Annotated in this window: 10 protein-coding genes; 5 read left to right on the forward strand and 5 right to left on the reverse strand. The window is 43.5% G+C overall.

The window, feature by feature from the left end; all coding sequences use genetic code 11:
* Positions 1-4 precede the first annotated feature (4 nt).
* The 3 genes from AC1DO4_RS11095 to AC1DO4_RS11105 are packed head-to-tail and all read right to left on the reverse strand — an operon-like array spanning position 5 to position 3090.
* Positions 5-1066 carry an HlyD family secretion protein gene (locus AC1DO4_RS11095; RefSeq protein WP_477415754.1) on the reverse strand — a complete coding sequence of 354 codons (1062 nt, stop codon included), beginning with the start codon at positions 1064-1066 and terminating at the stop codon, positions 5-7.
* A gap of 19 nt (positions 1067-1085) precedes the next feature.
* The gene (locus tag AC1DO4_RS11100) at positions 1086-2459 is read right to left on the reverse strand and encodes a TolC family protein (RefSeq protein ID WP_477415756.1); all 1374 of its coding nucleotides are present in this window, start codon (positions 2457-2459) and stop codon (positions 1086-1088) included.
* Positions 2443-3090, reverse strand: a complete 648-nt coding sequence (locus tag AC1DO4_RS11105; RefSeq protein WP_477415758.1) for a TetR/AcrR family transcriptional regulator — start codon at positions 3088-3090, stop codon at positions 2443-2445. The genes AC1DO4_RS11100 and AC1DO4_RS11105 overlap by 17 nt, the downstream gene beginning before the upstream one ends.
* A 561-nt stretch (positions 3091-3651) precedes the next feature.
* On the opposite strand from AC1DO4_RS11105, the gene AC1DO4_RS11110 reads away from it, so the two are divergent.
* From AC1DO4_RS11110 to AC1DO4_RS11120, 3 genes are all read left to right on the forward strand, one after another.
* Positions 3652-6111: a PIG-L family deacetylase gene (locus AC1DO4_RS11110; RefSeq protein WP_477415760.1), complete on the forward strand. Its 2460-nt coding sequence runs from the start codon at positions 3652-3654 to the stop codon at positions 6109-6111.
* A gap of 166 nt (positions 6112-6277) precedes the next feature.
* Complete coding sequence (locus AC1DO4_RS11115) at positions 6278-6469, forward strand: hypothetical protein (protein ID WP_477401054.1); 192 nt, start codon at positions 6278-6280, stop codon at positions 6467-6469.
* 108 nt (positions 6470-6577) lie between these two features.
* Entirely contained in the window at positions 6578-8278 is a 1701-nt protein-coding gene (locus AC1DO4_RS11120; protein WP_477415762.1) for a sodium:solute symporter family protein, read from the forward strand.
* A gap of 77 nt (positions 8279-8355) precedes the next feature.
* Here AC1DO4_RS11120 and AC1DO4_RS11125 read toward each other — a convergent pair whose 3' ends face one another.
* Entirely contained in the window at positions 8356-9204 is an 849-nt protein-coding gene (locus AC1DO4_RS11125) for a DUF2911 domain-containing protein (RefSeq protein ID WP_477415764.1), read from the reverse strand.
* Between the two features lie 202 nt (positions 9205-9406).
* Here AC1DO4_RS11125 and AC1DO4_RS11130 point away from each other — a divergent pair, with 202 nt between their 5' ends.
* Entirely contained in the window at positions 9407-10594 is a 1188-nt protein-coding gene (locus tag AC1DO4_RS11130) for a class I SAM-dependent rRNA methyltransferase (protein WP_477415766.1), read from the forward strand.
* A gap of 220 nt (positions 10595-10814) precedes the next feature.
* On the opposite strand, the gene AC1DO4_RS11135 is transcribed toward AC1DO4_RS11130, so the two are convergent.
* The gene (locus tag AC1DO4_RS11135; protein ID WP_477415768.1) at positions 10815-13106 is read right to left on the reverse strand and encodes a GH92 family glycosyl hydrolase; all 2292 of its coding nucleotides are present in this window, start codon (positions 13104-13106) and stop codon (positions 10815-10817) included.
* Positions 13107-13291: 185 nt separating this feature from the next.
* On the opposite strand from AC1DO4_RS11135, the gene AC1DO4_RS11140 reads away from it, so the two are divergent.
* Positions 13292-13870 (forward strand): LemA family protein, encoded by a 579-nt coding sequence (locus AC1DO4_RS11140; protein ID WP_477401046.1) that lies wholly within the window; start codon positions 13292-13294, stop codon positions 13868-13870.
* The last annotated feature ends 24 nt before the right edge of the window (positions 13871-13894 follow it).

Here is a 13894-nt window from a genome sequence, read left to right on the forward strand (position 1 = left end):
TTTATTATCCTTTAATTACAGAAACACTTACACTCATACCTGGGCGTAATTTATCCATAGTTGCCTTTTCGGCGGTTATTTTAATTTTAACGGGTACGCGCTGTACAACTTTTACAAAGTTACCGGTGGCATTATCTGGCGGCAATAATGAAAATTTAGCGCCTGTGGCCGGAGAGAAGTTATAAACTTCGCCCTCTACCTTCAAATCGGGGTAAGCATCCACTTCAACTTCAACTTTTTGACCGTTTTTCATGTTGGTAAGCTGGGTTTCTTTAAAGTTGGCAGTTATATACAAACTGTTATCGTTTACTATGCTGAACAATGTTTGCCCGGCTTGCACCAGCTGACCTAACTGAACGCTTTTTTTAGCGGCAAGGCCGCTTGATGGCGCTTTAACAGTTGTATAGCTTAACTGCAGTTTAGCGTAATCAATATCAACCTGCTTTTGGCTAACACCTGTATTGGTAACTTTTAACTGGCTGCGTGTAGTACCAATTTGTTCAACCGCTGCTTTGTACTGATCCTGTGAAGCCCTAAGGTTTGCCTTAGCTACGTCAAGATCGGCTTTAGCCTGGTCAAACTGTTGTTGAGTTACAGAGCCGTCTTTTATAAGGTTAGCATAACGCGCGTAATCCTTTTGCACTTTATCTAAACGGGCAGCATTTGATTCAACTGTTGCCCTTGCACTTGCCGAATTTGCCTGTGTAGCGTAGATCTGCGATTGGTTAACATTAATGCCTGCGCTTGCGCCAACCTGGGCAGCCTGTGCCTGCTCTAATTTAACCCGATAATCATGGTCGTCTATTTTAACCAATGTTTGACCTGCGGTAACGTGTATGTTGTCTTCAAAAAATATCGAATCAACGTAGCCGCCTACGCGGGCCACCACTGGGCTGATGTCGCCATCAATCTGCGCATCATCAGTATCGATGTGTTTGCCGTAGTATATATATTCTTTGATACCGAAAATGATACCGATAACCAATATCAAACCTAAAATGATAGGGATAACTTTATTGGGTTTCTTTTTTGGTTCCTGTTCCTGTGTTTCTTGTGCCTGTGCCATTGTATTATGTGGTTTAGTATTATTTGTTGTTGATTTTTCCGGTTGATTTTAATAAAGTATAGTAAGCAAGGCCTGCATCGGCTTTGGCTAACTCCAGGTTGATTTGTGCCTGGTAAAGCAATGTTTCTGCATCGGCTCTGTCTGTAGCTGATGCTATATTGCTTTTATATTTCGAATCGAGGATCTTGTTGTTCTCGCCTGCCTGCTCAATGGATGTTTGTAAAAGCTTTATCTTATCCAGGGCCATGGTCCAGTTCTGGTAGTTTTGGTTCACTTCGTCCTTAATGCGGTCAACAGTGATGCTTTTATTGATAACTACCTGCTCACGCTGGATATGAGCTCCGGTAATCTTGTTTTTGTTTGTCCATAAATTACCAAAGTTCCATGAAAGTGTTAAGCCTACAGATAGCGGGGTAATAAACTTACCGCTCTTTGGGATTGGGTTGGCACTTACATCAACATAATAAGCACTGCCCGATGCTGCCAGGGTTGGCAAGGTATTGGCCTTTATGTTTTTGATCTCGGTTTCTGCAACCTTGGTACGCAAATCGGCCTGTTGCAGCTCGGCCCGGCTTGCATATGCCGAATCCAGGTAGTTACTCAAAGGCGCCACCTGCCTGTCGGCTTCGGTTATCTGATCAATGTTTAGCTGTGTACCTTCTGGTAATCCCAACAAAACATCCAGGTTGTAATTGATGATCCTGCGGTTAGTTTCCAGGTCGATACCATTCAATTCAACGTTTGAGCGTTGCAGTTGAAAGCGCAACACATCATTTTTGGTAACCAGGCCCTGTTCAAAAAACCTTTGCGATTGCTTGATCTGTGCATCAATGGTTGATAAATTTTGCGTTACTACCTTTTTGCTTTGCAGTACCTTATATAGGTTATAGTAGGAGTTAATAATATCGTAAGTTATCTGGTCCTTATCATTATTTACATCCAAACGGGCAACCTGGGTAAGCAGTTCGGTTGATTGGCGGGCATATTTAAGTTTACCGCCTGCAAAAATGGTCTGGCTTAATGATAGCGTACCTAAATAAGCATCGGCCCTGTTGGGTAAATTAAAGCTGCTTTCGCCAAGGGCAAGCCTGTTTGCAGGAATTTCGGCGTGGTTATAACCATAGCTTACTTTACCGGTTGGCAGCGCCTGGTCTTTGGCCTGGTTGTATTCAGATACAGCCTGGTCAATTTTTGATTGCGATAGCTTTAAAACTTTACTGTTATCAAGGCCAAGTTTAACGGCCTCATCCAAGGTAATTGTGCGGTCCTGGGCAGTTGCTGTTCCTGCAAACAGCAAACCAGACACTGCAAGGGCAGTACCATACCTCCAAAACACGCGGACTGTATTTATTAACAGCTTAAGGTGGTCGGTTTTATTATTTCGAGTTGTCATTTTCATTAACTAAATAAGCTTTTAAAAGTCTTTTCATGTATGTTTTGATCCTGGGTTTCAGATCTTCTTCCATAAATTTTTCATCGCGAACATCATGGCCTAATATCAGGGAAGATAATTGCGGCATATTGATTACATAATTTTTAGTACCGAATATGGTTGCTATCACCATCGGAACATCAATATCCTTATAAAAGCTGCCATTATTAACGCCCTCTTCAATTATCTTCCTGATCTCAACAACATTTACCATCAATATATCGATGATCTTATCGGTGAGCTCCCAGCGTTTGTTCATCGATATTTCGCGGCTGATGAGCTTTTGAAAACAGTTATTCACAATAATGCGCTCTACATAATTGTCAATACATTTATCAAGCTTGCACCAGGCCGACATGCTATCATCATTACCGATATTTTGCAGCAGCGTACGGAATGAAGAAATTTTCCGCTCAAAAATTGCCAGGAAGAGCCCTTCTTTCGATCCGAAGTAATAATTGAGCATGGCCATATTTACGCCGGCCTCACCCGAGATCACCCTGGTGGAGGCGCCATCAAACCCATAGTCGGCAAACACGCGTTCGGCGACGTCAAGGATGTGGTCTTTTTTGTCTATTTTATCTTTGTCCATTGTTTTAACGGCACAAAATTAATCAAACGATTGATTAATCAAGGATGATCGACACTAAAAACTAATCGTTTGATTAATCATTACTGTTGAATGACAAAATTGTTTTGAGTGGTTTTATTTTTCTGGATTTAGTTTGATAATTATTGCATAAACTATTATAATTCTTTACAATTCAGGTTAAGCGAAACATATTATACAAGAGCTTACTTGTGTTGTGTTAAATGATGGCATGTTGTAAATCAGCAAAAATTCAAAAACCTAACTCGTTGTATATCAAACACAGAAGTGTTCCAACCCTGTTTTTTCAAAACTTAATTTGTTGACTATCAGACACAAAGGTGTTCCACCCGTTCCGGTGCGTTCCAGCGTTCCGATGGAACACTTTATGCATTGTATCGTCCTGAAAAAAGTTTACACTATTGATGCTTAATCCTGTGGTTAATTCACATACCATATCCGGGTTAAAGCTCAAAATATGCTAACGCCCACGCTCTATCATGCCTCTGTTATATTCTTGATACATCAAATTGTAAATTGGTATCTTTCAATATATTTGTTTCCATGAAGCGTTTCAACCTGGTTATTGCCTTATTGATAATATATAGTTGTGTAATTGCCCAAACCTCGCCACCTACGGACATGGGCACTATTCAGCAGAATTTAAAAAAGCTGAACACCCTGGGCAGTGTTTTATACCTGGCTGCACATCCCGATGATGAAAATACCCGCCTGCTGGCCTACCTGGCGCAGGAAAAACATTACCGAACGGGTTACCTATCCATTACCCGCGGCGATGGCGGGCAAAATTTGATAGGCAACGAGCAAAGCGAGCTGTTAGGGTTGATCCGCACGCAGGAACTGCTGGCTGCCCGCAAGGTTGACGGCGCCGAACAATTCTTTACCCGTGCAAATGACTTTGGTTTTTCAAAAGGGCCGGATGAAACGCTGAAGATATGGGATAAGGAAAAGGTATTGGGCGATGTGGTTTGGGTGATCCGCAAATTCCGTCCGGATGTGATTATTTGCCGTTTCCCTACAACAGGCGAGGGCGGTCATGGCCACCATACTTCATCTGCAATATTAGCCCAGGAGGCTTTTACTGCCGCCGCAGACCCAGGCCGTTACCCCGAACAATTAAAATATGTAAAACCATGGCAGGCCAAACGCCTGATGTGGAACACCTTTAACTTTGGCAGCACAAACACCACAGCTGCCGATCAGTTTAAGATAGATGTAGGTGTTTATAATACCACCCTGGGCAAAAGCTATGGTGAAATAGCTGCCGAAAGCAGAAGCAACCATAAAACCCAGGGATTTGGCTCGGCCAAACAACGTGGCGAGTCGTTTGAATTTTTCAAGACGATTTTAGGTGATGCCCCACAAACCGACCTGATGGATGGCGTTGAAACCTCCTGGAAACGCGTTAAAAATGGCGAGGGCATAGGCGAGTCTATCAGGATCATCAACAAGAATTTCAACGCTGAAGAACCCGAAAAATCGGTACCGGCCTTAGTAGCCCTTTTGAGTAAAGTTGAAAAGGTATCTGATATTTACTGGCGCGAACAAAAAACAAAGGAGCTGAGCAATTTGATAGCTGCCTGCGCGGGTTTATGGTTTGAGGCTTATGCCAGTACGCCTACCTATGCTATTGGTGATACTATCAGATTTACCGCGCAAGTGGTGAACAGGTATAACGATAAAGTAAAAATTAACACAATAGATGCAGGGCGTAATACTTTAAGTTTAAATTCAAAAACAATACCGGCCAATCAACTGCAAACCTTTAACGGATCAACCATAGCCAATAAAATTACACAGCCATATTGGTTGGAAACACCACACAAAATTGGCACCTACAGCATTCCTGATACACTGGCCGGCAACCCCGAAAACCCCGACCTTACCAAAGTGGGCTTTCAGTTCATTATTGAGGGTAAACCGGTAAATTTTGAGCGCCGCTTGTTATACAAATATGTTGATCCTGTTAGGGGTGAGATTTATCAGCCACTTGTTATAGCCCCACCTGTTACAATTAATATTACCGACCATGTATTTATTTTCTACGGACCAACATCTCAAAGCCTGCAGGTAAAGCTAAAAAGCTTTAAAAATGTACATACCGGAAGTATCCGGTTGAAATTACCCAAAGGGTGGAAGGCCAATCCTGAAATGATCAATTTTACGAATAAAAACAGGGGCGATGAATGGACGGCACGATTTGCCATAATACCAACTTCCAACGCCCAGGATGGCCTTGCAGTAACCGGCGTTGCGGTTGACGTCGACTCGCGTTTATATGAGTATGAAATAAGGGAGATAAAGTACGACCACGTGCCTGCTATCACCCTATTCCCACCAGCTGAAGCCAAGCTGGTGAGCCTCGATTTGAAAACAACCGGCAAAAAATTAGGTTACATAGCCGGTGCCGGCGACCAGATGCCGGAGGCCCTGCACCAGGTAGGTTATGATGTACATATATTATCAGAAAATGAGATCATGAACGCCGACCTATCGGTTTATGATGCCATCATCACCGGGGTACGTGCCTACAACGTGAACGAGCGCCTGGCTTTTGAACAATCCAAACTGATGGAATATGTAAAAAACGGCGGCAACCTGGTAGTACAGTACAACAATAACTCGGGCCTGGTAACCAAACAAATCGGCCCCTACCCTTTTACGGTTGTAAACCGCCGCGTTACGGATGAAGAAGCTGTAATCACTGTGTTAGATCAGCAAAATCCTGTGCTCAACTACCCTAACAAAATAACCCAGGACGATTTTAAAGGCTGGATCCAGGAGCGTGGCTTATATTTTGTAAACGACATTGATCCTCAATACAAATCCATCTTCCAAATGAATGATAAAGGTGAACAGCCCCTTAATGGCTCCTTAATAGTGGGCGATTACGGCAAAGGCCGGTTTGTGTACACTTCGCTGGCTTTTTTCAGGGAATTACCTGCAGGTGTGCCGGGTGCTTACCGCCTGTTTGTGAACTTATTAAGCAAGCCGAAAGATTAGTATAATACGCCATTGAAATTTCCGAAGTTTTAAAACGGCGAAGCCCCTCAACGAGGTCAAAAACAATATTACAGGGTTAAACCCCACAAGTTTTATATACATCAAATAAACTGTTGCTATAATTCAATTAATCACCTATTTTTGTCCCCGTTATAATACAACAAATATGAAACATCACGAAGAAGAAAAAGAAAACTTAGATTATATATACTACTTAGTAGCATTAGTATCGGGTATGTTTGTAGGTGCAATAATTGATAAAGGTTATACCTGGATTTTTGTTGGCGGTGTATTAGGCTTATTAACTGCCGCATTCTTCATCAATGTTTTGGTTAAAGGCCGTGGTGAAAGGGCGTGATCCTGATCTGCCATCGTTTATAAGTAATTGGAACCAGTTTTACGGCATCGTAGTCGCATGGCTGGTTCTTTTGATTTTTGTATTTTGGCTCATTACAAAGTATTTTGAATGAGCTTACCCGACTGGATAGTTTTAGGCTTAACCCTTCTCTGTATAGTGCTGTATGGCATATGGAAAAGCGGCAATAATAAAAACATCGACCAGTTTTTAATGGGCAACCGCTCCCTGCCCTGGTACCATGTAGGATTTTCGGTTATGGCTACGCAGGCCAGTGCTATCACTTTCCTTTCGGCCCCCGGCCAGGCCTACTCCGATGGAATGCGCTTTGTGCAGTTCTACTTTGGTTTGCCGCTGGCTATGATCGTGCTTTGCATTACTTTCGTCCCTATCTTTCACCGCCTTAAAGTTTACACCGCTTACGAGTTTCTTGAACAGCGCTTTGATCTTAAGACACGGGCATTCACCGCCTTCCTTTTCCTGGTATTACGCAGCTTATCTACCGGGGTATCCATTTATGCTCCAGCTATTATTTTATCAACCATTCTAAACATCGATACTGTTTATACAACGGTGTTTATTGGCGGTTTGACGATATCTTATACCGTATATGGTGGCAGCAAAGCGGTATCATACACCCAGCTACTGCAGATGAGCATCATATTTGCCGGGATGTTTTTGGCCGGGATGTTAGTGGTAAGCTTCCTGCCACACGGAGTTGGTTTTACCCATGCTATAAAAATGGCAGGCAAGCTGGGCCGCATGAACGTGATTGACTGGAAATTTGATTGGGATAACCGCTATAATGTTTGGAGCGGATTAATAGGTGGTTTCTTTTTGCAGCTATCCTACTTTGGTACCGATCAAAGCCAGGTTGGCCGTTATTTAACCGGCAGCTCCATAGGGCAAAGCCGCCTGGGGTTGATCATGAATGGATTGATCAAAATCCCGATGCAGTTCCTGATCTTGTTAATTGGTGTGCTGGTTTTTGCCTTTTACCAGTTTAACAGGCCCCCTATGTTTTTTAATAATTACGAGGTGGACAATGTAAAAAAAAGCAGCTATGCAAAGGAATATAACCAGCTCGATCAGCAATATACCCTGGCTTTTGACCAACGAAAAGAAAAAACAGATGACCTCATAAAAGCCTTTGACAGCAAAAACCAGGATGAGGTAAGCAAGGCTCAAACTGCCTTGAAAGTGGCAGATAAGCAAGCTAAAGACATCAGAAAGCAAGCCGTTGAGGTGATGAAAAAGAACAACGCCGGTGCCGATGATAATGATACCAATTACGTGTTCCTAACCTTTGTTAAACAATACCTGCCCCGTGGGCTTGTAGGCTTACTCATTGCTATTATATTCCTGGCCTCCATGGGTTCAACAGCAAGTGCATTAAACTCGCTGGCTTCAACAACGGTAATCGATATTTATAAACGAACCATAAATAAAGATGCATCAGATAAAAACTACCTGCTTGCCTCGCGTTTAGCGACCATATTTTGGGGAATTGTATGTGTAATTATGGCTTTATACGCCAGTAAACTGGGCAACTTACTGGAGGCAGTAAACCAGTTGGGCTCCTACATATATGGAACCGTATTAGGTGTATTTGTGGTAGCTTTTTATATGAAGCGGATAAACGGAACCTCTGTTTTTATTGGCGCCCTTGTCAGTGAAGCGGCAATATTGTACTTAGGATTAAGCAAAACAGTTGCTTACCTATGGCTTAACCCTATCGGATGCTTTTTGGTGATGATTGTTGCTTACATTATGAATAAAGCAGTCCCTTCTAAACGGCCAAGCCTTCAATAACTCAAAAAAAGGCCTTTTTGCTTATTGCAAAAGGCCTTTTTAAAGTCTTTACTCCGGGGAGGTTTTGGGTGAGGCTTTTAATCCTTAGCGTGATCCAATGCTTCCTTATTCAAACGCTCGTACTCATCATCTTTACTGGCTTTTGCAAGGGCAACACCAGCTTCGGCAGCGGCAATGGCGCCGGCTTTATCGCCTTTACGTAATAACAGGCGCGATTCCCAAAGCTTGTACCAGGGGCCTTTAGGATCAATCTTTTCTGCTTCATAAACCCAGCCTAATGCTTTATCAACATCTTTATTGTTTTCATAATAGTATTGAATGGCGTTAAAGTAATAAGGCTTCCTATCGCCTTTCATCAGCTCGTCAATATTGGCAGTAATCTTGGCATCATCATCTGTTTCCAAATGTATCGAGGCGGCAGTATGGTCCCAAACCAGGTAAAGATCTGTCGCCTTGGTGGTTGAATTGGCAAAAGCCATGGTAAAGGTTTCCCTCTTTTCGCTTACGCGCAAAGGTTTTATTTTAAACCTTACAAAATCCTCACTTTGTTTGTAGCTATAGGCCCCCCACTGTTTAACCACCTTATTTAATATAATGGTCCACTCATTTTTTTCGGGAATACTGAAAAGCGAGTAAGTACCAGCTGGTACGCTGTTACCTTCAATAAGTACTTTTTCGGTAAAGGTGATGGTTGTAGCCGCATTGGCGCCTGTGCGCCAAACCTCACCCCAGGGAATAATACCGCCAAATATTTTACGGTCCTTCACATTCGGGCGCGAATAGGTGATGGTGATCTTCCCTAATCCAAAATCCTGGATAATGGTTTGCGTAGAACTGGCCTCAGGAATGCGCGGAACCTGGGCATAGCTTTTATAGCTCAAACACGCTAACAGCATGGTGGCTACCAGTAAGTAAGTTTTTCTCATGTTATGTTTTCGATACTAAGATACCAAATGTTTTTAATCGGGAAATATTGTGTTGGAGTAATAAAATTAGTAATAGTTTAATGGGTTGTAAGCATAAAGCTAAAGGCTAAAAGTCAAAAGCTAAAACATCACCGATGTTGATCATATTTGGAGCTTTGAGCCCTCCGCTTTAGGCTTTCAGCTTTTTATTACCTTTGCAACCATGATTGATGTTGTATTAAGTAAAGGTAAAGAAAAAGCTGTTGTACAAAGGCACCCCTGGGTATTTTCCGGCGCTATTGATAAGGTACAGGGCAAGCCAGCCAATGGCGATGTGGTACGCCTGCTCAATGCAAAAGGCGACTTTATGGCCTATGGCTTTTACAACGATCAATCGCGCGTTGCCCTACGCCTTTTGGAGTGGGACGAATCGGTTGAAATTAATGACGACTGGTTCCGTCGTAAACTGGCCACAGCGGTTAAAAGCCGGGCCAACGTGCTGGAAAATGGCACCAATACCTGCCGGTTAGTTTTCAGCGAATCTGATTATTTACCTGGGTTAATTGTTGACAAATATGCAGGCCACCTGGCTGTGCAGGTACTTACATCGGGGATGGAACGCATAATGCCGGTAATTATTGATGAGCTGAAAAAACTGCTGAACCCCGAAAGTATCTCTGATAAAAGCGATGCTGCATCCCGCGCCCACGAAGGTATGGGCGAAACGGAGAATAAAGTATTATCCGGTAACCCACCACCCGAAATTGTAGAAGTGTTGGAAAACAATATAGTATACGGCATTAATATCACTGAGGGTCAGAAATCGGGTTTTTATTGTGACCAGCGCGATAATCGCCATATATTGGCCTCCTACGCCAAAAATAAAAAAGTGTTGGATTGCTTTTGTTACACCGGCGGTTTTACGCTAAACAGCCTGAAAAATGGGGCTGCCTCTGTAACCAGTGTAGATAGCTCGGCATTAGCCATTGAAACGTTAAAGGAAAACATCCTGCTTAATAAACTTGATGCCATTAAACATACAGCCATTAAATCCGATGTAAACGCTCAACTGCGCAAATTCAGAGATGATGGCGAAAAGTTTGATATTATCGTACTCGATCCGCCTAAATACGCGCCATCCCGTTCGGCGCTTACACGAGCTTCGCGCGCGTATAAAGACCTTAACCGCCTGGGCATGCTTTTACTGAATGAAGGCGGTCTGTTAGCCACCTATTCCTGCTCGGGCGCTATGGATATGGAAACCTTTAAACAGGTAATTGCCTGGGCCGCCCTTGACGCCGGTAAACAGGTACAGTTCATTTATCAATTTCACCAACCCGAGGACCACCCAGTAAGAGCCTCGTTCCCCGAAGGTGAGTATTTGAAGGGGCTGTTGTGCCGGGTATTTTAGGAGAAAGATAAAGGCCAAAGCTTTGTTGATAGCAAAGATCAAAAAGCTTTGGCCAAGAATGATTCTCTTCCCCAGGAACTACGCTGTACACAATTCTGCGATAGAAATCAGCCTTTTGCGGGATAGTAATGAAAGTTCGGTTTCATTTTCAAATCTTCAAATTACCAAATCATCAAATTTCTTCCATCTGCACATCTGAAATTTGAAATCCTTGCATCTGTTATTTATGTTTCGCTCCCATGTAAAAAGTAATCTCGCCGCCATTCATGATGTCGGCATGGCTGATAAATAGGCTATCCAACGATTTTCCGTTTAATACCATCTTTTGCACATAAACATTCTTAGGGCTTTGGTTTTTTAAATTGATGATGAACTTTTTGCCGTTGTCCAGGTTAATGATGGCCCCGTTCACCGCCGGGCTGCCTGTCGAGTATTGGTCTGATCCAGGCGCTACAGGGTAAAAGCCCAGTGTGCTGAAGATATACCAGGCGCTCATTTGCCCGGTGTCATCGTTACCGCCAAGTCCGTCGGGCGTTGGTTTGTACATCCTTGGTAATATCATTCTGATCCTTTCCTGTGTTTTCCAGGGCTGGTTTGTCCAATTATATAAATACGCTACATGGTGCGATGGTTCGTTGCCATGCACGTAGTTGCCGATGATACCATCCCTGGTGATGTCTTCTGTCTCGGCAAAGTATTTGTCGGGCAGGTTCATCGTGAACAGCGAGTCGAGGTAGGTAGTAAACCTTTTGTTACCGCCCATTAAAGCAATCAGGCTTTTGGGGTCCTGCGGGGCAAAAAGCGTATAGTTCCAGCTGTTGCCTTCTATAAACCCTTCGTTAATGGTGCTCAGTGGATCGAACTTTTTGCGGAAAGTGCCGTCAGTTAGTTTGGGGCGCATGAAGCCGATCGTTGGATCGTACACGTTCTTATAGTTTTCTGACCTTTTGATGAATTCGTTATAGATGTCCATCCGGTTCAGCTTTTTGGCCAATTGGGCGATGGCCCAGTCGTCAAAGGCATATTCCAGGGTAGAGGATACCGATACACCGCTTTTTTCATCGGGAATATAGCCTTTATCCATATACTCGCCTATGCCTTCATAATCTTTATGCCTGGCGGTGGCTACACAGGCGTCCAGCGCCTTGTTAGCATCAAAGTTTATGTTTCCCTTGACCACGGCGTCGGCTATTACGGCTACGCTGTGATAACCGCTCATACACCAGTTCTCGTTACCCGAGTTGGACCATACAGGCAGCATATGTTCCGGGCTCTGGTCATAATGAGCCAGCATCGATTTTACCATATCTGTATTCCTTGCGGGTTCGATGATATTGAACAGCGGGTGCAACGCCCGATAGGTATCCCAAAGAGAGAATGTGGTATAGTTTGTAAACCCTTCGGCTTTGTGTACGTTTTGGTCAATTCCTTTATACTGGCCGTCAGCATCCATATACATGGTAGGGTTGATCATCGTATGGTACATAGAGGTATAAAAGTTCTCCTTGATCTCCTGGTTACCCTGTATCACTATTTTATGCAGCTCGGTTTCCCAAAGCTGTTGTCCATCCGCTTTTACCTTGTCAAAGTCCCAGCCGGGGATCTCGGTTTGCATATTATTCAGCGCCCCTGCCATGCTTACCGGCGATATGGAGAATTTGATCTTGATCTTTTCTCCCGCTTCGGTCTTGAAGTCGAAGTAGCTCCTGATCTGCCTGCCTGCTATCTCAGGGAAGTTTTTGATTTGATTGAACTTGCCCCAGAAACCGCCGTATACTTCCCGTTTATCATATTTTTTATAGCCGTGCTGGTAAAAAGCTTTGTTAAAGCTCATTGCAAAGTACAAGGTTCTTGTCCTTGCCCAGCCGTTGGTTTGCCGGTAACCAATTACGGTACTGTCGTTTACTACCCGCAAATACGTCCATACGTTTTTATCGGGATAGTTATAGATACCTGCCATCAGATCGAGCACTATATGCGCGTTATCTGATTTTGGAAATGTGTATTGGTGGAAGCCTACCCTGGCTGTGGTGGTCATCTCGGCTGTAATATTGCTTTCGTCCAGCTTTACTTTATAGTAATTGGCCTGGCTCACCTCGTTCTGGTGCGAGAATCCGGAGCGATAGCCGCTGCCCGGTTTATCGGCAGTGCCGGGGTTTAGTTTTAAAGTGCCTACGGTTGGCATGATTAAAAAGTCGCCCAGGTCCGAGTGACCCGTACCACTAAAGTGGGTATGGCTGAAGCCTACTATCGTTTTATCATCATACTGGTAGCCCGCGCAGTATTTGTATACATCGGGATTGTATTTGCCATTCAGCTCGTAGCCTGCAGTATCCGTTTCGGGGCTCAACTGCACCATCCCGAAAGGCACTGTGGCTCCAGGATATACGTGCCCCATCCGCTGTGTGCCAATGATCGGGCGTACATATTGTACTAATTGCTCCGGTGAGGCCGTTTGTCCATGTGCTCCAAAAGAGACAAGAGCTAAAAAAACATAAAATATCTTCTTCATTTTAATGAACGGGGTCAGTTGGTAAAACGTTTTAAGTCCCCAAATATAAAGCATAACACTTAAATGTTTCTATAACGGTAATAAAAACTGTACCTTGACATAATGTCATTAAACCGTACCTTTTGTAACAACGGTATGCGTTTTGTAATCTAAATCGAAAACATATCTAAAAAAACAAACCATCAATGAAAAAGCTATTATCAGTAATATTAGTTGTCACGGTTGCTATGTCCCTAAGTTCGTGCAGCTACAACAGCATGGTTAAGCTCGACGAAAATGTAAAAACTCAATGGGCCGCTGTACAAAGCCAATACCAACGCCGCAGCGACCTGATACCAAATTTGGTAAACACTGTTAAAGGTGCAGCCAACTTTGAAAAAAGCACGCTTACCGCCGTTGTTGAGGCCCGTGCCAAAGCAACATCAGTTCAGGTTGATCCTACTAAACTAACCCCGGAATCTATCAAAGCATTCCAGGCTGCCCAGGGAGAATTAAGCTCGGCCTTAGGCAGGTTGCTGGCAGTTACAGAAAACTACCCTGATCTGAAAACTAACCAGAATTTTTTGGGACTACAGGCACAGATAGAAGGTACAGAAAACCGCATACAGGTTTCCCGCCAGGATTTTAATACTGCCGTACAGGAATTCAATACCAAGATCAGATCATTCCCGGCTAATATCACCGCTAAAATGTTTGGCTTTTCCGAAAAAGGATATTTTACTGCCGAGCCTGGGTCAGACAAAGCGCCGAAGGTTCAGTTTTAGTTTTTAGTTTCACAAATAAAATCA

The sequence above is a fragment of the Mucilaginibacter sp. P5_A6 genome, assembly GCF_056400585.1.